This window comes from Roseateles toxinivorans (assembly GCF_004362525.1).
GTDB lineage: Bacteria > Pseudomonadota > Gammaproteobacteria > Burkholderiales > Burkholderiaceae_C > Paucibacter > Paucibacter toxinivorans.
The window spans coordinates 434,381-457,788 of record NZ_SNXS01000001.1 but is presented as its reverse complement, the minus strand read 5'-3'; the positions used below and the strand labels follow the sequence as shown (position 1 = coordinate 457,788).

General features: G+C 66.9%; 19 protein-coding genes. 11 read left to right on the top strand and 8 right to left on the bottom strand.

Going from position 1 to position 23,408, the window contains the following annotated elements; genetic code table 11:
• The first annotated feature begins 14 nt into the window (after nt 1–14).
• Genes DES47_RS02095 through DES47_RS02085 form a run of 3 tightly spaced genes read left to right on the top strand, consistent with a single transcriptional unit; the run spans nt 15 to nt 3,453 of the window.
• Nucleotides 15–584 (top strand): outer membrane protein, encoded by a 570-nt coding sequence (locus tag DES47_RS02095; RefSeq protein ID WP_133699000.1) that lies wholly within the window; start codon nt 15–17, stop codon nt 582–584.
• Nucleotides 585–608: 24 nt separating this feature from the next.
• The gene (locus DES47_RS02090) at nt 609–1,142 is read left to right on the top strand and encodes a hypothetical protein (protein WP_133698999.1); all 534 of its coding nucleotides are present in this window, start codon (nt 609–611) and stop codon (nt 1,140–1,142) included.
• A gap of 10 nt (nt 1,143–1,152) precedes the next feature.
• Nucleotides 1,153–3,453 carry a penicillin-binding protein 1A gene (locus DES47_RS02085; RefSeq protein ID WP_133698998.1) on the top strand — a complete coding sequence of 767 codons (2,301 nt, stop codon included), beginning with the start codon at nt 1,153–1,155 and terminating at the stop codon, nt 3,451–3,453.
• Here DES47_RS02085 and map read toward each other — a convergent pair.
• Both map and ispD read right to left on the bottom strand, forming a co-directional pair.
• Nucleotides 3,447–4,193, bottom strand: coding sequence for a type I methionyl aminopeptidase (gene map / locus DES47_RS02080; RefSeq protein WP_133698997.1), 747 nt, complete (start codon nt 4,191–4,193; stop codon nt 3,447–3,449). The two genes, DES47_RS02085 and map, sit on opposite strands and share 7 nt — an antisense overlap.
• Nucleotides 4,194–4,203: 10 nt before the next feature.
• Complete coding sequence (gene ispD / locus DES47_RS02075; RefSeq protein ID WP_133698996.1) at nt 4,204–4,914, bottom strand: 2-C-methyl-D-erythritol 4-phosphate cytidylyltransferase; 711 nt, start codon at nt 4,912–4,914, stop codon at nt 4,204–4,206.
• A gap of 116 nt (nt 4,915–5,030) precedes the next feature.
• Here ispD and DES47_RS02070 point away from each other — a divergent pair, with 116 nt between their 5' ends.
• The 3 genes from DES47_RS02070 to DES47_RS02060 are packed head-to-tail and all read left to right on the top strand — an operon-like array spanning nt 5,031 to nt 9,142.
• Nucleotides 5,031–5,525 carry a cache domain-containing protein gene (locus DES47_RS02070; RefSeq protein ID WP_133698995.1) on the top strand — a complete coding sequence of 165 codons (495 nt, stop codon included), beginning with the start codon at nt 5,031–5,033 and terminating at the stop codon, nt 5,523–5,525.
• A gap of 22 nt (nt 5,526–5,547) precedes the next feature.
• Complete coding sequence (locus DES47_RS02065) at nt 5,548–8,109, top strand: ATP-binding protein (RefSeq protein WP_166651810.1); 2,562 nt, start codon at nt 5,548–5,550, stop codon at nt 8,107–8,109.
• Nucleotides 8,099–9,142, top strand: coding sequence for an RNA methyltransferase (locus DES47_RS02060; RefSeq protein ID WP_133698993.1), 1,044 nt, complete (start codon nt 8,099–8,101; stop codon nt 9,140–9,142). Before DES47_RS02065 ends, DES47_RS02060 begins: the two co-directional genes overlap by 11 nt.
• 11 nt (nt 9,143–9,153) lie before the next feature.
• On the opposite strand, the gene DES47_RS02055 is transcribed toward DES47_RS02060, so the two are convergent.
• A complete protein-coding gene (locus DES47_RS02055) occupies nt 9,154–11,568 on the bottom strand; it encodes an EAL domain-containing protein (RefSeq protein ID WP_166651809.1) in 2,415 nt (804 codons plus the stop codon).
• Between the two features lie 246 nt (nt 11,569–11,814).
• Between DES47_RS02055 and mfd the strand changes: the two genes are divergently transcribed.
• Both mfd and serB read left to right on the top strand, forming a co-directional pair.
• Nucleotides 11,815–15,267, top strand: coding sequence for a transcription-repair coupling factor (gene mfd, locus DES47_RS02050; protein WP_133698991.1), 3,453 nt, complete (start codon nt 11,815–11,817; stop codon nt 15,265–15,267).
• A gap of 108 nt (nt 15,268–15,375) precedes the next feature.
• Entirely contained in the window at nt 15,376–16,074 is a 699-nt protein-coding gene (gene serB / locus DES47_RS02045) for a phosphoserine phosphatase SerB (RefSeq protein WP_133698990.1), read from the top strand.
• Between the two features lies 1 nt (nt 16,075).
• Here the strand turns inward: serB and DES47_RS02040 are convergent, their stop codons facing one another.
• A complete protein-coding gene (locus DES47_RS02040) occupies nt 16,076–16,567 on the bottom strand; it encodes an Lrp/AsnC family transcriptional regulator (protein ID WP_133698989.1) in 492 nt (163 codons plus the stop codon).
• 105 nt (nt 16,568–16,672) lie between these two features.
• Here DES47_RS02040 and DES47_RS02035 point away from each other — a divergent pair, with 105 nt between their 5' ends.
• Nucleotides 16,673–17,593 (top strand): EamA family transporter, encoded by a 921-nt coding sequence (locus DES47_RS02035; RefSeq protein WP_133698988.1) that lies wholly within the window; start codon nt 16,673–16,675, stop codon nt 17,591–17,593.
• Between the two features lie 7 nt (nt 17,594–17,600).
• Here DES47_RS02035 and DES47_RS02030 read toward each other — a convergent pair whose 3' ends face one another.
• From DES47_RS02030 to DES47_RS02015, 4 genes are read right to left on the bottom strand one after another with little or no spacing between them, the layout of a single operon-like run.
• Nucleotides 17,601–18,584 (bottom strand): tripartite tricarboxylate transporter substrate binding protein, encoded by a 984-nt coding sequence (locus tag DES47_RS02030; RefSeq protein WP_243748119.1) that lies wholly within the window; start codon nt 18,582–18,584, stop codon nt 17,601–17,603.
• Between the two features lie 18 nt (nt 18,585–18,602).
• Nucleotides 18,603–19,577, bottom strand: a complete 975-nt coding sequence (locus DES47_RS02025) for a zinc-binding dehydrogenase (protein ID WP_133698987.1) — start codon at nt 19,575–19,577, stop codon at nt 18,603–18,605.
• Nucleotides 19,578–19,579: 2 nt separating this feature from the next.
• Nucleotides 19,580–20,398: an enoyl-CoA hydratase gene (locus DES47_RS02020; protein WP_243748118.1), complete on the bottom strand. Its 819-nt coding sequence runs from the start codon at nt 20,396–20,398 to the stop codon at nt 19,580–19,582.
• The gene (locus tag DES47_RS02015; RefSeq protein ID WP_133698986.1) at nt 20,398–21,588 is read right to left on the bottom strand and encodes a CaiB/BaiF CoA transferase family protein; all 1,191 of its coding nucleotides are present in this window, start codon (nt 21,586–21,588) and stop codon (nt 20,398–20,400) included. Before DES47_RS02015 ends, DES47_RS02020 begins: the two co-directional genes overlap by 1 nt.
• A 134-nt stretch (nt 21,589–21,722) precedes the next feature.
• Between DES47_RS02015 and DES47_RS02010 the strand changes: the two genes are divergently transcribed.
• Together DES47_RS02010 and DES47_RS02005 are read left to right on the top strand one after the other, a co-directional pair.
• Nucleotides 21,723–22,445: a GntR family transcriptional regulator gene (locus DES47_RS02010; protein ID WP_133698985.1), complete on the top strand. Its 723-nt coding sequence runs from the start codon at nt 21,723–21,725 to the stop codon at nt 22,443–22,445.
• On the top strand, nt 22,442–23,407 hold the full coding sequence (locus DES47_RS02005; protein ID WP_133698984.1) for a Bug family tripartite tricarboxylate transporter substrate binding protein: 966 nt from the start codon (nt 22,442–22,444) through the stop codon (nt 23,405–23,407). The genes DES47_RS02010 and DES47_RS02005 overlap by 4 nt, the downstream gene beginning before the upstream one ends.
• Nucleotide 23,408: the final 1 nt, after the last annotated feature.

Below are 23,408 nucleotides of genomic sequence, written 5' to 3'. Positions count from 1 at the left end.
TAGGAGTACTGACAATGAACAAGTTCCAAATCCTGCTTGCCTCCGCGCTGACCGCTGTTGCCGGTGCCGCATCCGCCCAGGCCGCCGGCCAGTCCTATATCGGTGCCAGCATCGGCCTGCAGAACAAGTACAGCATCGAATGTGTCGGCGGCGCGGCCTGCGACAAGACCGGCAGCTTCGGCGGCAAGGTCTACGGCGGCTACAACATCGATCAGTTCGCCGTCGAAGGCATGGTCTTCAGCACCGGTCGCGCCAAGGGCAGCGTGCTCAAGAGCGGCAGCCTGGTGGCCGGCGAGGTGCGCAATATGGGCCTGGGCGTGTACGGCGTGCTGCCGCTGACGGTGGACAACTTCACCCTCAAGGGCAAGCTGGGCCTGGCCTATGTCAACAGCAAGGCCACCTACGCGGCCGGTGGTTCGCAGTCCAAGAGCTCGTTCGCGCCCGTCTTCGGCGCTGGCGTCAGCTACGCGATCAACAAGCAGTGGTCCGTCAACGGCGACTGGGACCATATCCGCGCCAAGTACAGCAGCGACGGCAAGGCCCGCGTCAACATGCTGTCGGCCGGCCTGAGCTACAAGTTCTGATGGCAACAGGCAACAGCTGACCCCATGAGACACCTTCTGATCGGCCTCTTGTCGGCGGCCCTGCTGTTGCCTGCGACGCAGGCCGCCACCGTGGCGGCTGCCGCCTCACCCAGGGCCGGGGCCACCGCCCAGGCCCTGGCCCAGGTGCTGCTGGACGGCTTTCAGCAGAGCGGCCGAACGGCCGCCACCCATGGCGTCATCAAGCAGGACGCCCTGCCCTGCATCGCCGCGTTGGATGCCACGCGCTTCGAGCGCACCTTGCAGGCCATCGTCACCCAGACCCTGACCGCGGCCGAGCGCGAGCATGCCGATCGCGTGTTCGCGCGCCCCGCCGCAGCCGGCGAACTGCCGCGGCTGATTGCCCGCTTCCAGGGCCGTCCGGAACCCAGGGCCGTGGCCGTCACACTGGATACACAGGACCGTGAAGCTCTCACCCAATTGCAGGGCCAGGGCACCCTGGACAAGCTGCTGCGCTCCCTGCTCGAAGACCCGGCCGCCCGCGAGGCCCTGGTGGCCGAGTCCAAGGCCTTGATGCAGCAGTGCGGCCTGCAGCCCTGAAGCGCAAGCGATGCGTGAACTCAGAAACCACGGCATGCCGCAGGTGATTCCTCTCACCCGCTGGGGCCGCGCCTGGCGACTGCGCAGCAAACTGGTCTGGCTGCTCTGGCTGGCCACCGGCCTGCTGCTGGCCAGCGTGTCGCTGACGGCGCTGGCCTTCTCGCTGGCCGCACCGCAGCTGCCAGACATCAGCAATCTGACCGACTACCGCCCCAAGCTGCCGCTGCGCATCCACAGCGCCGACGGCGTGCTGCTGGGCGAGTTCGGCGCAGAGCGCCGCATCTTCACACCGCTGCAACAGATCCCGAAGACCCTGCATGACGCGGTGCTGGCGGTCGAGGACGCCAGCTTCTACGAGCACCAGGGCATCGACTACAAGGGCGTGCTGCGCGCCTTCGTCAGCAATCTGGGCAGCGCCAAGAGCCAGGGCGCCTCGACGATCACGATGCAGCTGGCGCGCAACTTCTACCTGCCACTGGAGAAAAGCTACACGCGCAAGGTCTATGAGGCCCTGCTGACCCTGAAGATCGAGAACGAGCTCAGCAAGGAGCAGATCCTCGAGATCTATATGAACCAGATCTATCTGGGCGAACGCGCCTACGGCTTTGCCGCAGCCAGCGAGATCTACCTGGGCAAGCCGCTGAAGGACATCACACTGCCCGAGGCCGCCCTGCTGGCGGGCCTCGCCCAGTCGCCCCATGCGCGCAATCCGGTCGTCAACCCGCAGCGCGCGCTGGAGCGCCAGCAACATGTGCTCAAGCGCATGCTGGACACCGGCAAGATCACGCAGGCGCAATGGACCCTGGCCCGCGCCCAGCGCTACAAGCTGCGCCCGGCCATCACGACCGAGCGCAATGGCCCGCGCTATGCACGCTATGTGGCCGAGGCTGCGCGGCGACTGGTGCACGAACAATATGGCGAGGACGCTTATGGCCGCGGACTGAATGTGGTGCTGACGGTGTCGTCCGCCGAGCAGCGCGCCGCCGATGAGGCGCTGCAGCGCGGCCTGCTCGATCACGAGGCCAAGCAGCCCTATCGAGGCCCAGAGGCCTGGGTGGCGCTGCCCCGCGAGGCCAGCGCCATCGAGGCCGTCGTGGCGGACACGCTGGAGCGGCACCCCGACCAGGGTCAGCTCAGGGCCGCCGTCGTGACACAGGTCGGTGCCGAACGGCTGAGCGCCGTGCTGGCCAATGGCGCGACGCTGTCGGTCAAGGCGTCTTCAAAGCTGCCCATCCGCGTCGGCTCGGTGATACGACTGCGCCAGTTGCAGGCCGGTGGCGAGTGGAGGCTGGCGCAACTGCCCGAGGTCCAGGGCGCCCTGGTCGCCATGGACCCGGCCACCGGCGCGATCCGCGCCATGGTCGGCGGCTTCGATGGCGGCAAGAACCAGCTGAACCACGCCACCCAGGCCTGGCGCCAGCCGGGCTCTACGATCAAGCCCTTCATCTACTCGGCCGCGCTGGAGCAGGGCCTGACGCCCAGCACCCTGATCAGCGACGCGCCGGTGCGCATCGCCGCCGCCGAGGGCCAGCCGGCCTGGGAGCCCAAGAACTACGACGGCCGCTACGAGGAGCCTATGGATCTGCGCAGCGCGCTGGCCCGCTCACGCAATATGCCGGCGATACGTGTGCTGCAGACGGTCGGCGTCGAGCGCGCCCAGGTCTGGCTGACCCGCTTCGGCTTCGAGGTCGCCAGGAACCCCGCCTATCCGAGCATGGCCCTGGGTTCCGGCGCGGTGACGCCAATGCAGATGGCCGGCGCCTATGCGGTGTTCGCCAATGGCGGCCACAGCGTGCAGCCGCTGTTGATCAGCAAGATCAGCGATGCCCAGGGCCGCGTGCTCAGCGAGACGCGGCTGCCGGCGCTTGACGAAAGCCGCCGCGTGATAGCGGCACGCAATGCCTTTCTGGTCAGCGATATGCTGGCCAGCGTGACCCGCCCCGGCGGCAGCGCGCCCGGCGTGCAGCAGCGCCTGGGCCGCAGCGACGTGCGCGGCAAGACCGGCACCACCAACGATGTGTTCGACGCCTGGTTCGCCGGCTTTCAGAAGCAGCTGGTGGCGGTCGTCTGGATGGGCTATGACCAGCCGCGCAAGCTCGGCGACCACGAGAGCGGCTCGGCCCTGGCCGTGCCGGTGTGGCTGGACTTCATGGCCCAGGCGCTGAAGACCGTGCCGCGGGCGCAAGACCCGGCCCCCGATGGCCTGGTGCAGCAGGGCGGCGAGTGGTACTACGACGAATACACCCCCGCCACCGGCGTGGCGACAGTGGGGCTGGATGCAGCCGTGGCCGCGGTAGTCAAGCCTCAGTGATGAGTTACGACAATCGGCGCGCCGCGGGTGATGATCAAGGTGTGCTCGAACTGGGCCGACAGATTGCCCTTGACGCCGCTGAGCGTCCAGCCATCGCCGGTCTCGTCGGCATAGGTGCTCTTGGTCGATAGAAAGGGCTCGATCGTGATCACCATGCCCTCGCTCATCACCCGGGTGTCGCTGGCGTCAAAATAGCCCGGGATATGGGCGGGCTCCTCGTGCAGCGAGCGGCCCACGCCATGGCTGCACAGATTCTCGATGACCCTGAACTTGTGCGCCCGCGCGACCCGCTCGATGGCAAACCCGATGCGGTTCAGCTTGGCGCCGTGGCGCACCTCCTTCAAGGCCTGGTCCAGCGCATAGCGGGCGGCGAACACCAGCTGCGTCTTCGTCGGCGTGGTCGGCGGCACGATGCGGGTGCCGCCGGTGTCGGCGAAATAGCCGTCAAGCTCGGCCGACACATCGACGTTCACCACATCGCCCTTGACGATCAGCCGCGGGCCGGGAATTCCGTGGGCGGCCTCCTCGTTGATGCTGATGCAGGTGGCGCCAGGGAAGTTGTAGCTGGTGGCCGGGGCCGACTTGGCGCCTGCCTCGGCCAGCCACTGCGCACCCATCTGGTCCAGTTCCAGGGTGCTCATGCCCGGGCGCATCGCGTCCAGCATGCGCTTGAGCACATCGGACACCACGGCGCCTGCGGCCTTCAGGCCGGCAATGTCGGCATCGGATTCAACTGTCATGACGTTCTCCCTATCGACTCTTCAGCAATCGTTCGGCCAGCGCGAAATCAGCCGGCCAGGTGACCTTGAAATTCTCCAGCGCGCCCTCGACCAGCATCGGCTGATGGCCCAGCGCCTCGACGGCGCTGGCCTCGTCGGTGACACCGGCATCGGCGCCCGCCAAGGCCGGGCGCAGCAGGCCCAGGCGGAACATCTGCGGCGTCTGCGCGGCCCACTTGGCCTGGCGATCGACAGTCGCCATCACACGACCATGGCTGGCCTGCTTCAAGGTATCGGCCAGCGGCAGGGCCAGCAGGCCACCGACCTCGTCATCGGCGCAGGCGGCTATCAGCACTTGCACCCACTCCGCGCGCAGCAGGCAGCGTGCGGCGTCATGCACCAGCACCCAGTCATGAGCTTGCGCGCCCCGGGCCAGCAGCTCCTGCAGGCCATTCGCCACTGTTTCGGCGCGGCTGGCACCACCACAGCGCGCCACCCAGGCCCGCTCGCCGGCAAACTCGGGCAGCAGCGCTTCGAATTGATCGTCATCGGGGGCCAGAACGACCAAGGTCGCGACAAGGTCGGGCACCGCAGCCAGCGCCTGGAGCGTGTGCGCCATCATCGGCCGGCCGGCCAGCGGCACATATTGCTTGGGGCCGGCGGCGCCCGAGCGGGCGCCGACGCCAGCGGCAGGCACCAAGGCAAAGCAGCGAGGCTGCAGCCCCACAGGAAAGGTTGTCATGCAGGGATTCTAGGAGGCTTGTCACACCATGATCGGGCGCTTGTTGAAGGCCACAAAGCGGCGTAGCCTAGACTCGCGTGCTTTGCCGGCCCCTGCCTGGCCCCTGTCACGCCACCATGATTCGTTTCACTCTCCTGCTCATTGCCTGTACCCACGCCCTGCTGGCACTCCCTGCGGCCCGGGCGCAAGCTGTTGCACGCAGCGATGAAGCGCTGGCCCTGGCCCTGCTGGCCAAGGCGCGGCAGCACCTGAGCACGCATGGGCTGGACAAGTCCGTGGTCGAGTTCAACCGGCTGGACAGCCCCTTCAACAGCAAGAGCAGCATCAACCCCCATGGCGATCTGTACCTGTACTCGGTGGCACCGGACGGCTTCCAGGTGATACATGGCAAGAACCCGAAGATACGGGGCAAGGTGATGCTGGAGATGCGCGACGCCGACGGCTTCTACCTGATACGCGAGTTCGTGCGCGTCTGCTTCGACACCAAGGCCGGCAAGGGCTGGGTGGCCTATAAGTGGCCCAACCCGGTGACCCAGCACATCGAGCCCAAGCGCGGCTATGTCGAGCGGGTGTCGCCCGACCTGTGCCTGGGCACAGGCATCTACCAATAGGCCGCGGTCAGGCCACAAGCGCATGGCCGCCCTCCTCTCCGCACTGAAGCAGTTCGCCGAAACGCCAAGAGGCGCGCGCCAGGTGCTGCTGTCTTTTGTCGCCCTGACCGTCGCAGCGATTGCGCTGCAGACCGGCTGGGCGATCCAGCAGGACCGCCAGCTGACCATGGATACCGAGCAGACCCACGGCCTGACGGCGGTGCGCCTGCTCGAAGAGCATGCCAAGCAGACCCTTCGCGACGCCGAGGGCAATCTCGATGCGCTGGTACGGGCCATCGATGCCGCGGCCGGCGGCAAGCCGGCGGACAGCGACCTGATACGCAGCGTGCTGGCCAAGGCCCAGCCGTTCAACAGCGTGCTGAAGTCGCTGCAGTATGTGGACCCCAAGGGCGGTGCCTGGGTCAATTCGATCGACTACCCGGCCTACCAGACCGATGCCGACGACCGCAGCTACATCCCCTTCCTGCTGAGCCACCCGGGCCATGCAGAGGTGATGCTGGGCCGCCCTTTCCCACGCTATTACGACAGCGAACCGGTGTTGCCGGTGGCGCGCAATATCCGCCCGGCCGGCGCGCGCTACGAGGGCCTGATCAGCACCGACATCAGCATTGCCTACTTCTCGCGCTTCTACAACCGCGTGGCCAGCAACGGCCATGCGCTGGTGGCCCTGTACTCCGACGCCGGCCATGTGATCGTGCGCGTGCCCGACGACAAGGCCTGGCTGGGCCGCGACCTGTCGGCCACCGAAAGCTTTGGCAAGATCAAGGCGATGGGCAGCGAGGGCTCGGTCCAGGCCTCGGGGTTTCTGGACGCCAGCGGCGGAGCGCCCCGGCTGTACTTTTTCAAGAAGGTCGAGGGCTATCCGGTCACTGCCATCTATGCCCGCGAGCTGAACGATGTGCTGGCCGCCTGGCGCATCCGCAGCCGCGACCGGGCCGGCTTCTCGGCCGCCATCCTGGCCCTGGTGGGGCTGTTGAGCTTTTTCCTGCTGTGGCATATGCGCTGGCTGGGGCGCTCACGCGCTTCGCTGAAGACCAGCGAGGCCAAGTTCTCCAACATCTTCCACCACTCGCCGGTGCCCCTGGCCCTGATGCGCATGGCCGACGACACCTTTGTCGAGGCCAATGACAGCGTGCTGCGCCTGTTCGGCTACAAGTCGGACGAGTTCATCGGCCGTACGCCCCAGCAATTGGGCATCTGGGCCAGCGTTGCCGAGCGCCGGCCCTATCTGGAGCTGCTGGTCGCGCAGCGCCATCTGGACCAGTACGAGGTACGCTTCCTCGACAAGGCCGGCAAGGCCATGATCTGCCTGGTGTCGGCCCAGCTGTTCGAGACCGATGACGGCGACATTGCAATCATCTCGCCGATCGACGTCAGCAAGCAGCGCGAGACCGAGTCCAGCGTGCGCGCGCTGGAGCTGCAGCTGCGCGAGGCGCAGAAGATGGAGGCCATTGGCACGCTGGCTGGCGGCATTGCCCACGACTTCAACAACATCCTGGCCGCCATCCTGGGCAATGTCGGCCTGGCGCGCATGGAAGTTGACAAGAGCCATCCGGCGCGCAGCTTCCTCGACGAGATCAACCGCGCCGCGGTGCGCGCGCGCAGCCTGGTGCAGCAGATCCTGGCCTTCAGCCGGCGCCAGCCGCAGCAGTTGGTCGCTCAAGGCTTGCGCCCCATCGTCGATGAGGCGATGGCGCTGCTGCGCGCCACCCTGCCCGCCCGCGTGGCCCTGGACCTCGAGCTCAGCGACGAGCCGATGAGCGTGCTGGCCGACGCCACCCAGCTGCAGCAGGTGTTGATGAATCTGTGCACCAATGCCTGGCATGCGCTGAGCGGCAGCACCGGCCGCATTCGCGTGGGCATGGCGCGCCAGCGGCTGGACGCCTACAGCGACCCGCGCCTGGCCCAGCTGCCTCAGGGCGACTATGCCCATCTGTGGGTGGCCGACAGCGGCGTGGGCATGTCAGCCGAGGTGCTGGCCCGGGTGTTCGAACCCTTTTTCACCACCAAGCCGGTGGGCCAGGGCACGGGCCTGGGCCTGGCCGTGGTGCACGGCATCGTCAAGGCCCACCAGGGCGGCATCACCATCGACAGCGCGCCAGGCAAGGGCACGACCTTCCATCTCTACCTGCCGCTGCTGGAGACCGAGGCCCAAGCGCCCGTCACCCAGCCCGGCGACAATCTGGGTGAGCTGGACCAGGGCAGCAACGAACGCGTGCTGTATCTGGACGACGATGAGGTCATGGTGCTGATGGTCGAGCGCCTGCTCAGGCGTAGCGGCTACCAGGTCAGCTGCTTCATGGAGGCAGGCGAGGCGCTGCAAGCGCTGCTGCAGCAGCCCCCTGCCTTCGACATACTGGTGACCGACTTCAATATGCCCGAGATGTCGGGCCTGGACGTGGCGCAGCGGCTGCACATGGTGGCGCCGAGGCTGCCTGTCATCATCAGCTCGGGTTTCATCAACGAGGAGCTGCTGGCAGGCGCCCATGAGTGCGGCGTCAGGGCCGTGATGCAGAAGCAGAACACGCTGGAAGAATTGCCCCGTTTGATACACCGCACCCTCTACCCACCCCATGCAGATTGAAGCCCTGCGCCAGCGCCTGCGCGCGCTGGGCGCCAAACCGAAACACGAGCAGCGCCTGCTGGCCGACTGGGTACTGGCCCGCCCGCACGAGCAGGGCAGGCGCCGCCCGGCGGACTTTCTGCCGTTGGCGCTGCGCGAGGCCCTGCCGGCGCTGGACGCCGAGCTGCAGAGCCTGGCCACGCTGGTCTCCATCCACCCCGATGCCGTCGGCTCGGCCCGCCTGCTTGTGGGTTTGAATGACGGCCAGACGGTCGAGTCGGTGCTGCTGCCGCGTGACGGCCTTTGCGTCTCCACCCAGGTTGGCTGCGCGGTCGGCTGCGTGTTCTGCATGACCGGCCAGAGCGGCCTGTTACGTCAGGTCACCAGCGGCGAGATCGTCGCCCAGGTGGCGCTGGCGCGCACCCAGCGGGTCGTCAAGAAGGTCGTCTTCATGGGCATGGGCGAGCCCGCCCACAACCTCGACAATGTGCTGGAGGCGATCCACCTGCTGGGCACGGTGGGCCAGATCGGCCACAAGAACCTGGTGTTCTCCACCGTCGGCGATCCGCGGGTGTTCGAGCGTCTGCCGCTGGGTGAAGTCAAGCCGGCGCTGGCGTTGTCATTGCACACCACCAAGCTCGAGCTGCGCCGCCGGCTGCTGCCGCGCGCACCGCAGATAGCCCCCGACGAACTGGTCGAGCTGGGCGAGATCTATGCCCGATCCACCGGCTACCCGATCCAGTACCAGTGGACCTTGATGGAGGGCATCAACGATGGCGAGGACGAGCTTGACGGCATCGTGCGCCTGCTCAAGGGCAAATACGCGCTCCTGAACATGATTCCGTACAACACCATTCCAGAGCTGGCCTTCAAGCGGCCCAGCTGGGAGCGGGCGGCGGCGATTGCCCGCAGCCTGCACCAACGCGGCGTGCTGACCAAGCTGCGTGACTCGGCGGGGCAGGATGTGGAAGGGGGTTGCGGGCAGCTGCGTGCGCGCAGCCGCACCCCTGTGGCGCAGCCCCTGACCCTGCACCGCCCGGCAAGGGGCGCCTGAGCCCGCCGGGGTCAGGCCGGCCCGGCCGGCAGCACCGCCGCAGCCCCCTGCGCACGCAGCAGCAGCGCAATCTGTTCCGGCAGCTCAGGAAAGCCCAGCAAATAGCCCTGCACCTCGTCGCAGCCCTCCTCCCGCAGGAACCCCAGCTGCGCCGAGGTCTCGACCCCCTCGGCGACGACACGCAAGCCCAGCGTGTGGGCCATCGAGATCACCGCGCTGACGATGGCCTTGGCGTCCGTGTCATCGGGAATGTTGCGCACGAACAGGCGGTCGATCTTCAGCGTGTCGATCGGCATCTGCTTGAGCACGCTGAGCGAGGAATAGCCCGTTCCGAAATCGTCGACGGCGACCCGAATGCCGATATCGCGCAGGCGCTGCAGCACCTTGCCACTGTGCTCGACCCCCTGCAGCACGCTCTCGGTGATCTCGACCTCGATCGCGGCATCGCCCGCGCTCAGGCCGTTGCTGTGCAGCGCCGCCTCCAGTTCCTCCACCAGCTGCTGGTGCAGGATCTGGTGGCCCGACACATTGATCGCGATGCGGACCGGCGCCAGGCCCGCGTCCAGCCAGGCCCGGGCCTGCGCACAGGCGCGCCGCAACACCCACCCGCCGAGCGCATCGATGAGGTCGCTCTCCTCGGCCAGCGGGATGAACCGGTTTGGCGGTATCAGCCCCTGCTCCGGATGGCGCCAGCGCAGCAGCGCCTCGACGCCCGTCAGGCGCTGCGTAGCCGCGTTGAACTGGGGCTGGTAGTACAGCAGCAGTTCGTCACGCTCCAGTGCTCGGCGCAGGCCGGTCTCCATGGCCAGGCGCTCCTGCAGACCGTCCGCAATCTCGCCGGTATAGAAGGCGTAGGTATTGCGTCCGCGCTCCTTGGCCATGTACATGGCGGCATCGGCAGCCTTGGTGAGGTCGTCCACCGAGTCGGCATCATCGGGATAGAGGGCAATGCCCACGCTGGCCGAGATCACGATGTCGCGCCCGTACAGGGCCACCGGCCGGGCAATCTCGGCAATGATCTTGCGCACTACCGCGGCGATCGCGTCGGGACACTCCACTTCCTCAAGAGCCACCGTGAACTCGTCGCCGCCCAGGCGCGTGACCAGGTCCTCGGCACGCACGATGCGCTTGAGTCGCTGCCCGATCTCCTTCAGCAATTCGTCGCCGGCCGCGTGGCCCAGGGCATCGTTGACGATCTTGAAGCGATCGAGGTCGATGAACAGCAGCGCCACCTTCTGCTGATGGCGCCGCGCACGCGCCACCGAATGCTGCAGACTGCTCGAGAACATCAAGCGGTTCGGCAGCCCGGTGAGCGGATCGTGGTGGGCCAGATGGCTAAGCCGCTCCTCGGCGCGCTTGAGCGGCGTGATGTCGGACAGCACCGCCACGTAATGGGTCACCAGCCCGCTCGCATCCGTGACCGCGCTGATGCTCTCCCAGGCGGGGAAGACCTCGCCGTTCTTGCGCCGGTTCAGTATCTCGCCCTGCCACTGGCCCGTCTCGGCCAAGGCGGCCCACAGCCTCTGGAAGAACGCATCGTCATGGGATTGCGATCGCAACAGGGACGGGTTTCGACCCAGCACTTCGGCAGCCTCAAAGCCGGTGATGGCGGTGAACGCGCGGTTCACCGTCAGCAGGTTCGACCGGGCGTCGGTCACGAGGACGGCCTCATTGGTGTTGTCGAACACGGTGGCGGCCAGCAGCAACTGGGCCTCGGCCCGCCGGCGTTCGCTGATGTCGCGCACAAAGGCCTGCCACTGCCCGTTGCGCAGAATCTTTGCGCTCACCTCCACCGGCAATTGGCTGCCGTCCTTGCGGCACAACGTCCACTCCGCGAGTTCGGCGGCGCCACCGATCAACTGCTGCTTCGATTGCGCCAACCGTGGCAAATCTCCGGGCGGAATCAAGTCGGCAATGGTCTTGCCTACCAACTCCGCCCGGGCATATCCCAGCATCTCGCATGCGGCACGGTTGACGTCGACATAGCGCCCGTCGAGATCGGCCACGAAGATGCCTTCGCCGGCCTGGTCGAACAGGCTGCGCAAGCGCTGTTCGCTGCTGCGCAGCCGCGCGTGCGACAGGCTGAAGGCCAGGCCCATCATGCAGAACACCAGCAGCGGAAACAACGCCCGGAGGCTGCCCTTGTCGAACTGATGGACCGGCGGGATGAACAGGTACCACACCATCAGGGCCGACAGCGCGGTGGCCCGCAGGCCCGCGGCCGTACCCCCGATCCAGGAACTGGCGAACACTGCCGGGAAGAACAGGAACCAGACATAGGGCGTGATATGGGCCCAAAGCGCCCATTGCAGCAGAACTGCCAGCAGCGGCGGCAGCAGGGCCAGGCCCGCGCGGGCCAGCGGCGCCTGGTGCAGTTCATCCCGGAGGTGGGCACCAAGTCGCGAAACTGCACTGTTCTTTGGCATCAGGACTCCTGGCTGGCCGCCCATGGGCGTGGCACAACCATCGATCGGCACCCTTGCGAGGGTACGCGAGCGGTATCGACTCCCTTGTTTTGATGTTAGTCAGGCCAGGTTTTCTGCACTTGACTCAACTCAACCCTGCTGTCGGCCGCCGTGGCGCGGCTGGCGGGAAAGCGTGCGATCAGCGCGCATCCCTACAATCGAAGCCATCCTCAAGCCCCGTTCCGGGGCTGAACTCATTTGTGCACCATGCAGCTGCCCTCCATTGCCCCCGGTAAACGCTTTACCCTGCCCCGCCCCGTAGGCTCGGCCGATGCGCTGATGCTGGCGCAGTTCGTGCAAAAGCAGGTGGCTTCAGGTCGCATCACGGCCATCATCACCGCCGACCCGGGCGACACGCAACGTCTCGAAGACGAACTGCCCTTCTTCGTGCCGGGCCTGAAGGTGGCCGTGTTCCCCGACTGGGAGACCCTGCCCTACGACACCTTCAGCCCGCACCAGGACCTGATCTCGGAACGCCTGGCCACGCTGTGGCGCCTGCTGCAGAACCGCCACACCCACGAGATCGACGTCGTGCTGCTGCCGGCCACCACCGCCCTGACCCGCCTGGCGCCGACCAGCTTTCTGGCCGCCACCACCTTCAACTTCAAGCAGAAGCAGCGGCTCGATGAGGCCAGCCTGAAGGCGCAGCTGACGCTGGGCGGCTACACCCATGTCAGCCAGGTCGTTTCGCCCGGCGAGTACGCGGTGCGCGGCGGGCTGATCGATCTGTTCCCCATGGGTTCGCTAGTGCCCTACCGCGTCGATCTGTTCGGCGACGAGGTCGATTCGATCCGCACCTTCGACCCGGACAGTCAGCGCAGCCTCTACCCGGTGCCCGAGGTCCGCCTGCTGCCCGGCCGCGAGTTCCCTATGGACGAGCCGGCGCGCAAGGCCTTCCGTGCCCGCTGGCGCGAGAAGATGGACGGCGACCCGACCAAGTCGCGTCTGTACAAGGACATTGACCAATCGATTGCCACCGGCGGCATCGAGTACTACCTGCCGCTGTTCTTCGAGCAGACGGCGACGATCTTCGACTACCTGGGCGAGCAGGCCACCATCGTCCTGCACGGCGATCTGGACGAGGCCTTGGGCCGCTACTGGGTGGACACCCGCGAGCGCCACCGCTTCCTGCAGCACGACCCCGAGCGGCCCATCCTGCCGCCCGAGGAGCTGTTCCTGCGGCCCGAGGACTTCTTCTCGCTGACGCACCCGCATCCGGTGCTGGCCCTACGCGGCACCGAGGCGGTGGACTACGCCCGGCCGCTGCCCGACGTCAGCGTCGAGCGCGGCGCGCAGGAGCCGCTACAGCGCCTGCAAGACCATCTGAAGAGCACGCCGCATCGCGTGCTCTTGCTGGCCGAGAGCGAGGGCCGGCGCGAGAGCCTGCTGGAGCTGCTGCGCGACAACAAGATCGATCCACCGTCGGTGGCTACGCTGGACGAATTCATCGCCAGCGACGAGAAGTTCGCGATCACGGCCGCGCCCCTGGCCGAAGGCTTCTTCTGGTTCGAGCCCGAAGCTGAACGGCAGATCCAGTTCTTCACGGAAACCGAACTCTTTGCCACCACGCCGACGACGAGACGCCGCCGCAAGCAGGAGCAGGTCAGCGACGTCAATGCGCTGATCAAGGACCTGTCCGAGCTGAAGGTCGGCGACCCGGTGGTCCACGTCAACCATGGCATAGGCCGCTACCAGGGCCTGATCAATATCGACATCGGCGACGGCGCCTCGGAGTTCCTGCATCTCGAGTACGCCGACAAGGCAACGCTCTACGTGCCGGTGGCGCAGCTGCATCTGATCAGCCGCTACACCGGCGTCAGCGCCGAAGAGGCGCCGCTGCACCGGCTGGGCTCCGGTCAGTGGGAAAAAGCCAAGCGCAAGGCCGCCGAACAGGTGCGCGACACCGCGGCCGAGCTGCTCAATCTGTATGCCCGCCGCGCCGCCCGCGAGGGCTATGCCTTCCGCTTCTCGCCGCACGACTACGAGGCCTTCGCGGCCAGCTTCGGCTTCGAGGAGACGCCGGACCAGCGCGCCGCCATCCATGCGGTGATACAGGACATGATTTCACCGAAGCCGATGGACCGGCTGGTCTGCGGCGACGTCGGCTTTGGCAAGACCGAGGTCGCGCTGCGCGCCGCCTTCGTGTCGGTGATCGGCGGCAAGCAGGTGGCGATACTCGCGCCCACCACGCTGCTCGCCGAGCAGCATTTCCAGAACATCTCGGACCGCTTCGGTAAGTGGCCGGTCAAGGTGGCCGAGATGAGCCGCTTCCGCTCGCCCAAGGAGATCAAGGCGGCGGTCGAGGGCATTGCCGATGGCACGATAGACATCGTCGTCGGCACGCACAAGCTGCTCAGCCAGGACGTCAAGTTCAAGCGCCTGGGTCTATTGGTGATCGACGAGGAGCACCGCTTCGGCGTGCGCCACAAGGAGGCGATGAAGGCCCTGCGCGCCGAGGTCGATGTGCTGACGCTGACCGCCACGCCGATACCGCGCACCTTGGGCATGGCGCTGGAAGGCCTGCGCGACCTGAGCGTGATTGCCACCGCCCCGCAGCGCCGCCTGGCGATCAAGACCTTTGTGCGCAGCGAGTCCAGCGGCACGATACGCGAGGCCGTGCTGCGCGAGTTGAAGCGCGGCGGCCAGGTCTACTTCCTGCACAACGAGGTCGAGACGATTCAGAACCGCGCGCAGAAGCTGCTGGAGCTGGTGCCCGAGGCCCGCATCGCCGTGGCCCATGGCCAGATGCCCGAGCGCGAGCTGGAGCGGGTGATGCGCGAGTTCGTCGGCGGCAAGCACAACCTGCTCTTGTGCTCGACCATCATCGAGACCGGTATTGACGTGCCCAGCGCCAACACCATCATCATCAGCCGTGCTGACAAATTCGGCCTGGCCCAGCTGCACCAGCTGCGTGGCCGTGTCGGCCGCTCGCACCACCAGGCCTATGCCTATCTGATGGTGCCCGATGTGCAGAGCCTGACCAAGCAGGCCCAGCAGCGGCTGGACGCGATCCAGAGCATGGAAGAGCTGGGCTCCGGTTTCTATCTGGCCATGCATGACCTGGAGATACGCGGCGCCGGCGAGGTGCTGGGCGAGAACCAGAGCGGCAACATGATGGAAGTCGGCTTCCAGCTCTACAACGACATGTTGGCCGAGGCCGTGCGCTCGCTGAAGGCCGGCCGCGAGCCGGACCTCTTGAGCCCGCTGGCCGCCACCACCGAGATCAATCTGCACGCCCCCGCCCTCTTGCCCGACGCCTATTGCGGCGACGTCCATGTGCGCCTGAGCCTGTACAAACGCCTGGCCACGGCCGAGAAGAATGAGCAGATCGATGCCATGCTCGAGGAGATCACCGACCGCTTCGGCAAGCTGCCGACCCAGGGCCAGACACTGTTCGACACGCACCGCCTGCGCGTGCTCGCCAAGCCCTACGGTGTGCAGAAGATAGATGCCGCGCCGACGGTGATGAACATCAGCTTCCGCCCGAACCCACCGATCGACGCACTGCGCGTGATCGAGATGGTGCAGAAGAACAAGACCATCAAGCTGGTCGGCAACGACAAGCTGCGCATCGACAAGCAGCTGACCGATCCCAAGGACCGCGCCCAGGCGATACGCGAAGTGCTACGCCTGCTGGGCAAACCGACCACGCCCGCTTGACCAGGTAACCCGGATGAAGTGCAGCGCAATCCGGGGCCGGCACATGCTCGCCAGGAGCCCCGGATTCCGCTTCGCTGCATCCAGGCTACGAATTTCTCAGGAACCGATATGCAAGACCCGACCCTTATCACCCAAGGCTTCACCCCGCCGCTGCTGCTGAGCAACTTCCGCTTGGCCGCCTTCGACATGGACTCGACGCTGATCAATATCGAGTGCATCGACGAGATTGCCGACGCGGCCGGCCGAAAGGCGGAGGTGGCGGCCATCACCGAGGCGGCGATGCGCGGCGAGATCACCGACTTCAAGGACAGCCTGCGCCGCCGACTGGCCCTGCTCAAGGGCGTGCCGATGTCGGCGCTGGAAGGCGTGCTGAAGGAGCGGCTGCAGTTCAACCCCGGTGCCCGCGCCTTGTGCGCGGCGTTGAAAAGCGCCGGCATCAAGCTGGTGCTCGTCTCGGGTGGTTTCACCTTCTTCACCCGCTTTGTGGCTGCCGAGCTGGGCATGGACTTCGTGCGCAGCAACGAGCTGGAGTTCAAGGACGGCGTGCTGACCGGCGGCCTCGTGATGCAGTCCTGGGGCGAGATCTGCGACGGCGAGGAGAAGCGGCGCATGCTGCTGCAATGCTGCGCCGAGATCGGTTGCAGGCCCGAGCAGGCCATCGCCGTCGGCGACGGCGCCAATGACCTGCCGATGATGGGCGCGGCAGGCCTGTCCGTGGCCTACCACGCCAAACCGAAGGTGCGCGAGCAGGCGATGGTGGCCATCAACGACGGTGGCCTCGATCGCCTGCTGGACCTGCTGAACTGAGTCAGCCCGGCTTGGCGCTGCGCTGCGGCGGCTTCACGTCCTCGCGCCGCGCCGGGCGCACGGCCTGCTGCTCACGCACGGTGCTGAGGATGATAGCGGTGGCCGTCTCGCCGAGCATGCAGAAGCGGCTCACCACGGCATCCAGATGGGCCACGTCCAGCACGGCGATCTCCAGCATCCAGCTGTCGCTGCCGGTGATGTTGTGGCAGCGGATCACCTCGGGCGTGTCCTCCACCAGCTTGACCATGCGAGGGTAGTCGGTGCGGCCCACACGCATCAGCGCCCGGATGCCGTAGCCCAGCGCCGCCAGGTTGACGGTGGCCCGGTAGCCCGAGATCACGCCTGCGCTCTCCAGCTTGCGCACCCGCTCGGTCACGGCCGGCTGGCTCAGGTGCACGCGCCGGCCCAGCTCGGCCATCGACAGACGGGCATCCGCCTGCAGTTCCAGCAGGATGCGGGTGTCATGGGCGTCCAAGGCTATTCCAGATTCCATATTCAAAGCTTAGCACCACGAAAACAATGAAATGCAAGCTCAAACCCGGTGAAGTCCTGTGAACTGACATTCACCGCAATCTGCTTGCTCTCTACGATTTGCAGCATGACCACCGCCACCCTGACCCCGCTGCGGACGACTCCCGCCCTCTCGCCCTTGATCATTGCCTGCCTGGCCGCGACCTGGCTGGTCTGGGGCTCCACCTACCTGGCGATCAAGTACGCGCTGATCAGCCTGCCGCCCTTTGTGCAGATGGGCTCGCGCTTTCTGGTCGCCGGCCTTGTGCTGATGGCCTGGATGCGCTGGCGCGGCGCACCCTGGCCCGATCGCCGTCAGTGGCGCAATGCGCTGGCCGTGGGCACCCTGATGCTGGGTGGCGGCATGGGCGGCACGGCCTATGCCGAGCAGACGGTCGGCTCGGGCCTGGTGGTGGCCTTCATCGCCGTGGTTCCCGTACTGATGGTCGCCGCCAACGCGCTGATGGGCAATCTGCCCTCGCGGCTGGAGGCCCTGGGCATTGCCTTTGGTCTGGGTGGCGTGCTGCTGCTGACGCAGGGGGCAGGTTTTGCCGCCAGCACGCCGGGGCTGATCGCCATCGCCATTGCCTGCCTGGCCTGGTGTGCCGGCAGCATGCTGTCGCAGCGCCGCCTCCCGCTGGCCCCCGGCGCCACCGGCTTTGCCAGCGAGATGATCTGTGGCGGCGTGGTGCTTCTGATGATGGCCGCCATCAGCGACGACTATGCCGTGCTGGCCCGCCAATGGCCGCCCGAGCCGGTGTCGGTGGCGGCCTGGTTCTATCTGGTGGTGGCCGGCTCGCTGATCGCCTTCAACGCCTATATGGTGCTGCTGGCCAAGGCGCCCACCGGCCTGGCCTCCAGCTACTGCTTCGTCAATCCGGTCATCGCCATGCTGCTGGGCGTGGGCATTGCCGGCGAGGTGGTCAGCTCGTTCGAATGGGCCTCGGCGGGCCTGGTGCTGGTGGGCGTGGTGCTGCTGCTGGCCGGGCGCAAGAGCGGCGCGACCTGATCCGCAGTCAGTCCGACTTCACACCGGCGTCTTTCACCAGCTTGGCCCAGAAGCGGTTGTCCTCGGTCAGGAAGGCGGCAAAGTCCTCGGGCGACTTCGACATCGCCACCTCGGTGCCCTCGCGCGCCAAAGCGGCCTTCACTTCGGGGCGCTGCATGACCTGCTGCGTGGCATCGAACAGCTTCTTCGTCACCTCGGACGGGGTGCCCACCGGCACAAAGAAGCCGTACCAGAACGACAGACTGTAGCCAGGCAGGCCGGCCTCGATGGTGCCCGGCACATCGGGCACCAGCGGCGTGCGATTGGGGCTGGTCACGGCCAGCGCCTTCAGGCGGCCGGCCTGCACCATGGGCAGGACCGAGGGCGGCGTGCCGAAGGTCAGCTGGGCATCGCCGGCCACCACGGCCTGGATCGCCGGTGCGCCGCCGCGGTAGGGGATGTGCACCATATCCACGCCGGCCACCTTGCTGAAATGGGCCGCGCCCAGATGCGGCGCCGAGCCATTGCCCGAGGTGGTGTAGTTCAGCACCCCCGGCTTGGCCTTGGCCGTGGCGATCAGCTCCTGGAAGGTGTTGATGCCCGCCCCCGGGTTGACCGCCACGACCAGCGGCGAGGTCGTGACGCGGGTGACCGGCAGCAGGTCCTTGGCGCTGTAGCTGAGCTTGGGGTTCAGCGCCGGGTTGACCGAGATGCTGCTGGGGCTGGCGATCAGCAGCGTGTAGCCATCGGCCGGTGCCTTGGCCACGAAGTCGGCGGCCAGGCTGCTGCCTGCACCGGCGCGGTTATCGACCGTCACCGTCTGACCGAGCACGCGCCCCAGCGGGTCGGCGATGGTGCGGGCCACGTAGTCAGCCGCGCCACCGGGCGCGAAGCCGATGACCAGCCGTATCGGCTTGGACGGCCAGGCCTGGGCCTGGGCGGCGCCGGCACCGCAAAGCAGCAGCAGGGTAGCCAGCAGGGTGCCGGTCTTGTGGTTGGTGTTGTGCATCATGTCTCCGGTCTTGCGATCTCAGTCGCTGATCTTCAGCACGATCTTGCCCAGGTGCTGATTGGTTTCCATATGAGCCTGGGCGGCCGCGAGTTCGTCGAACGGGAACACCCTATCGACGAGCGGCCGGATGCGGCCGTCGGCAATTGCCGGCAGCAGGTCGACCTTGAAGGCGGGCAGACCCGCAGCACGCTGATCGGCGCTGCGCATCTTGTTGGACACGCCGAACAGCGTCAGCCGCTTGACGTGCAACGCCTGTATGTCGATCTCGGCCTTCAACTGATGATCCACATAGCCGACGGTGGCGAGCCGCCCCTCGAAGGCCATGCAGCGCAGGCATTCGGCAAATACGCTGCCGCCGACCGTATTGACCACCAGGTTCACGCCCTGGCCGCCTGTGGCTTCCAGCACCTGTGCAGCGAAGTCCGGTGAGCGGGTGTTGATGGCCACATCCAGGCCCAGGGCCTGCAGGCGCGCCAGCTTTTCAGGTGAGCCAGAGGTGCCGATGACCTTGGCGCCCAACGCCTTGGCCGCCTGCAGCGAGGCCACGCCAACGCCCGAGGACACTCCGGTCACCAGCAGCCACTCGCCGGATTGAAGCCGACCCTGCAGCACCAGCATGTCATGCACCACCAGCAGGGTCAGCGGCACCGCGGCGGCCGCTTCCATCGCCAGGCCGGCCGGCACCGGCAGTGCCTCGCGTGCGTCCATCACCGCGAATTCGGAGAAGGCGCCGGGGCAGCGGCCCATCACGCGCTGGCCTATCGTCAGACCGGTGACACCAGCGCCCAGAGCAACGATCTCGCCCGAGCCCTCGATGCCGGCAGGCTTGGCGGCACCGCCCTTGATCAGCCCGCCGGGTATGAACTCGCCGCGGTTCAGGCCGGCGGCATGCATCTTCAGCAGCAGCTGGCCGGGGCCGGCCTCGGGCATCGGCACATCGGCCAGCTGTACGAGGACTTGTGTGCCTTCGACCCTGAGTGAATAGGATTTCATCATCATCGCCCCTTGAACTGCGGCTTGCGTTTTTCCATGAAGGCGCGGCGGCCCTCGGCGTAGTCCTCGCTCTCGAAGCAGCCGAGGATCAGCGCCCGGCAGCGCTCGACGTCCAGGTCCGGCGAGAGCTTGAGGATTTCGCCGACGATCTGCTTGGCCGCGGCAATCGTCAGCGGTGCGTTCTCGCCGATGCTGCCGGTGTACTCGGCCAACAACGCGGGCAATTGCTCGACCGCGCAGGTACGCGAGATCAGCCCCAACGCCTTGGCCTCGGCGGCATCGATGCGGCGCGCGGTGTAGAACAGATCCTTGGCGGCGCCGACGCCGATCAGGTCCACCAGATTCTTCAGCGCCGAGTAGCGGTAGCCCAGGCCCAGCCGAGCGGCCGGTATGCCGAACACCGCGTCGCTGGCGGCGATGCGGATGTCGCAGCTGATGGCCACATTGACGCCGCCGCCAATGCACCAGCCTCGTATGCAGGCCAGCGTCGGCTTGGCCGAGTGATAGATGGCCATCAAGGCCTCTTCGGCCAGCGCCTCGTAGTGCTTGACGGCCTCCTTGGCGGCCCGCTGGTCCTCGAACTGCGAGATGTCTGCGCCCGAGACAAAGGCCTTCTCGCCAGCGCCGGAGAACACCACCAGGCGCACGCGTTCGTCAGTGGCAGCCTGCGTCAGCAGCGCCGGCACGGCGCCCCACATGTCCACGCTCAGCGCGTTGTGCTTGGCCGGATTGTTGAAGACGATGTGCAAGGTGCTGCCGTCCAGGCGCACCTGCAATCGCTCGGTGGGTGAAACGTAGATGCCCATGTAGTCAACCGTCATCAGAACACTCCCCGCGCCTTCAGCTGCGCTATATCGTCGGGCGCCAGGCCCAGTTCGCCCAGCACTTCTTCCGTGTGCTCGCCGCGCCTCGGTGCTGCACGCACAAGCAGGCTGGGCGTGCGCTCCAGGGTCATCGGCTGGCCGACATGGCGCTGCGGCCCCAGACGCTCGCTGACCACGCTCTGCACCAGACCCAGGTGCTTGACCTGGGCCTCGTCGAAGACTTCGCTCATGTCGTTGATGTGGCCGCAGGCCACACCGTCCCTGTTGAATCGCTCTATCCAGTGGGCGCGGTCCTGATGCGCCAGGCGCTCGTTGATCGCCGCATTCAGCGCATCGCGGTTGACGCTGCGGCTGGGCTTGTCATGGAAGCGCGGGTCGGTGATCCACTCGGGCGCGCCCAGGGTAGTGCAGAAGCGCTCCCAGATCTTGCTGCCGAACACAGCAATGTTCATAAAGCCGTCGCGGGCCTTGTAGACGCCGGTCGGGATGCTGGTCGGGTGGAAATTTCCGGCCTGCGTCGCCACCTCGCCGTCCACCAGCCAGCGGGCGGTCTGGAAGTCCATCATGTAGATCATCGATTGCAGCAGCGAGGTCTGCACCCACTGGCCCTTGCCCGAGGCATCGCGCTCCAGCAGCGCGACCAGAATGCCCTGGGCCGCGAAGATGCCCGCGCACAGATCGGCGATCGGAATGCCCACGCGCACCGGCCCCTGGTCCTGCAGCCCGGTGACCGACATCAGCCCGCCCATGCCCTGGGCGATCTGGTCGAAGCCGGGGCGCTCGGCCAGCGGGCCGGTCTGGCCGAAGCCGGAGATGCTGGCATAGACCAGGCCCGGCTGATCCCTGGCCAGGGTCTCGTAGTCGATGCCCAGGCGGAACTTCACATCGGGGCGGAAGTTCTCGACCACCACGTCGGCGGTGGCGATCAGTTTTTTGAGTGCCGCAATGCCCTCGGGCTCCTTCAGATTGAGCGTGACGCTGCGCTTGTTGCGGTGCGTGTACTGGTAGTCGCTGCCGTCCTGGCCACCGAGCGTGTCGTCGCCGCGCATGTGCTCGGGCATCTGCACCTGGATCACGTCGGCGCCCCAGTCGGCCAGTTGGCGGCAGGCCGTGGGGCCGGCCCGCACCTGGGTCAGGTCGATGACGCGAAAGCGCGCCAGGGCGCTGGAAGCAGGGACATGCGGCATGGCGGTCGTGTCGGGGCAGACCCGGAAAGTGTGCGCCGAGTGTTGGCCGTCAAGCCAAAAGTGTCAACACTTTCAAACCTATCGCAAACACTTAGAGGCCCACAAAGGCCGCTGCTTGCGCTAGCATCCGGCCCATGAACACAAGTCCCGCCGCAAAAAAACGTGCCACGCCGGCCCGCGCCGAACGATCGCAGCAGGGTCTGGCCCATGGCATCTGCGAGCAACTGCAGCAGCTGATCTACAGCGGCGAGATCGCCCCCGGCGAGCGGCTGAACGAGGCCGCACTGGCCCTGCGCATGGGCACCAGCCGCGGCCCGATACGCGAGGCCATACGCATGCTGACCGGCATCGGCCTGGTGCTGGCCGTGCCCAACCGCGGCGTGTTCGTGCGCCAGATCTCGGTGCGCGAAATGCTGGAGATCTACGAGCTGCGCGCGCTGCTGCTGGGCTTTGCCGCGCAGCAGGCGGCCGAGCACCTGAGCGAGGCCGACCGCCGGGAGTTCGAGCAACTGCTGGATGGCATGGATGCCGCCTGCGAGGCCGACGACGGCCAGCACTACTACCAGCTGAACCTGCGCTTCCATGCGCTGCTGATGGCGCAATGCCGCAACCAGCGCGCGCAGCAGGCCTATGAAGACCATGTGAAGGAGCTGCACCTGTACCGCAGGCGCTACTTCGACGCCTCGATCAATATGCGCCGCTCCAACAAGGAGCATCGCCAGATCTTCGAGGCCATTGCCAAGGGCACGGCCGACCGCGCCAACAAGCTGGCGCAAGCCCATGTGCTGCAGGGACGCCAGCGTCTGCTGTCCACGCTGGACGTAGCCAGCACACCACCCGAATGGAAACAGGCATGAAACGACGCACGCTGCTGCAAGCCACTCCGCTGATGCTGGGCCTGCCGGCCTGGGCCCAGACCGCCTTCCCGAACAAGCCGATCCGCTACATCGTGCCGGTGGCGCCGGGCGGCGGCAGCGACTTCGTCGGCCGCACCGTCACCGAGCGCTGGGGCCAGGCGCTGAAGCAGACCTTTGTGGTGGACAACCAGAGCGGCGGCGGCGGCACCATCGCGGCCCAGACCACGGCGCGTGCCGCCCCCGATGGCTACACCTTGATGCAGGGCTATGTCGCCACCCATGGCACCAGCCCGGCCACCCGCAAGCTGCCCTATGACGCGATCAAGGACTTCACGCCGGTGGGCATGATCGGCGGCACACCCAATGTGCTGGTCGTCAACGCCGCACTGCCCGTCAACACGCTGAAGGAGTTCGTCGCCTATCTGCGCCAGAACCCGGGCAAGCTCAGCTATGGGTCCGCCGGCGCGGGCTCGCTGACACACCTGACGATGGAACTGTTCAAGCAGCAGGTCAACTCCTTCATCGTGCACATTCCCTACCGCGGCATCGCCCCGGCGTTCACCGACCTGATCGGCGGCCAGACGCAGGCGATGTTCCCGGGCCTGGCGGCGGCCGTGCCGCACATCCGCTCCGGCCGCGTGCGGCCGCTGGCGGTGACCGGCCTGGTCCGCCACCCGCAGTTCAAGGACATCCCGACCCTGGACGAGTCCGGCTTCAAGGGCTTCGAGGCCCAGCAGTGGTATGGCGTGGTCGGCCCCGCCGGCATGCCCGCCGCCCTGGTCAAGACCCTCAATGACAGCCTGGGCGCGGTGCTGGCCATGCCCGACCTGCGCGAGAAGCTGTCGATCGAGGCGCTGGAGCCGCTGGCCATGAGCCCCGAACAGTTCGCCGAGTTCATCCGCGCCGACATCGCCCGCTGGACGCAAGTGGCCAAGGCCCGCGGCATCCAGCTCGACAACTGAC

Bases quoted from the DNA above. Each gene is read 5' to 3' on its own strand.
- DES47_RS02095 (WP_133699000.1), top strand. From the start codon at position 15: ATGAACAAGTTCCAAATCCTGCTTGCCTCCGCGCTGACCGCTGTTGCC.
- DES47_RS02090 (WP_133698999.1), top strand. From the start codon at position 609: ATGAGACACCTTCTGATCGGCCTCTTGTCGGCGGCCCTGCTGTTGCCT.
- DES47_RS02085 (WP_133698998.1), top strand. From the start codon at position 1,153: ATGCGTGAACTCAGAAACCACGGCATGCCGCAGGTGATTCCTCTCACC.
- map (WP_133698997.1), bottom strand. From the start codon at position 4,193: ATGACAGTTGAATCCGATGCCGACATTGCCGGCCTGAAGGCCGCAGGC.
- ispD (WP_133698996.1), bottom strand. From the start codon at position 4,914: ATGACAACCTTTCCTGTGGGGCTGCAGCCTCGCTGCTTTGCCTTGGTG.
- DES47_RS02070 (WP_133698995.1), top strand. From the start codon at position 5,031: ATGATTCGTTTCACTCTCCTGCTCATTGCCTGTACCCACGCCCTGCTG.
- DES47_RS02065 (WP_166651810.1), top strand. From the start codon at position 5,548: ATGGCCGCCCTCCTCTCCGCACTGAAGCAGTTCGCCGAAACGCCAAGA.
- DES47_RS02060 (WP_133698993.1), top strand. From the start codon at position 8,099: ATGCAGATTGAAGCCCTGCGCCAGCGCCTGCGCGCGCTGGGCGCCAAA.
- DES47_RS02055 (WP_166651809.1), bottom strand. From the start codon at position 11,568: ATGCCAAAGAACAGTGCAGTTTCGCGACTTGGTGCCCACCTCCGGGAT.
- mfd (WP_133698991.1), top strand. From the start codon at position 11,815: ATGCAGCTGCCCTCCATTGCCCCCGGTAAACGCTTTACCCTGCCCCGC.
- serB (WP_133698990.1), top strand. From the start codon at position 15,376: ATGCAAGACCCGACCCTTATCACCCAAGGCTTCACCCCGCCGCTGCTG.
- DES47_RS02040 (WP_133698989.1), bottom strand. From the start codon at position 16,567: ATGGAATCTGGAATAGCCTTGGACGCCCATGACACCCGCATCCTGCTG.
- DES47_RS02035 (WP_133698988.1), top strand. From the start codon at position 16,673: ATGACCACCGCCACCCTGACCCCGCTGCGGACGACTCCCGCCCTCTCG.
- DES47_RS02030 (WP_243748119.1), bottom strand. From the start codon at position 18,584: ATGATGCACAACACCAACCACAAGACCGGCACCCTGCTGGCTACCCTG.
- DES47_RS02025 (WP_133698987.1), bottom strand. From the start codon at position 19,577: ATGAAATCCTATTCACTCAGGGTCGAAGGCACACAAGTCCTCGTACAG.
- DES47_RS02020 (WP_243748118.1), bottom strand. From the start codon at position 20,398: ATGACGGTTGACTACATGGGCATCTACGTTTCACCCACCGAGCGATTG.
- DES47_RS02015 (WP_133698986.1), bottom strand. From the start codon at position 21,588: ATGCCGCATGTCCCTGCTTCCAGCGCCCTGGCGCGCTTTCGCGTCATC.
- DES47_RS02010 (WP_133698985.1), top strand. From the start codon at position 21,723: ATGAACACAAGTCCCGCCGCAAAAAAACGTGCCACGCCGGCCCGCGCC.
- DES47_RS02005 (WP_133698984.1), top strand. From the start codon at position 22,442: ATGAAACGACGCACGCTGCTGCAAGCCACTCCGCTGATGCTGGGCCTG.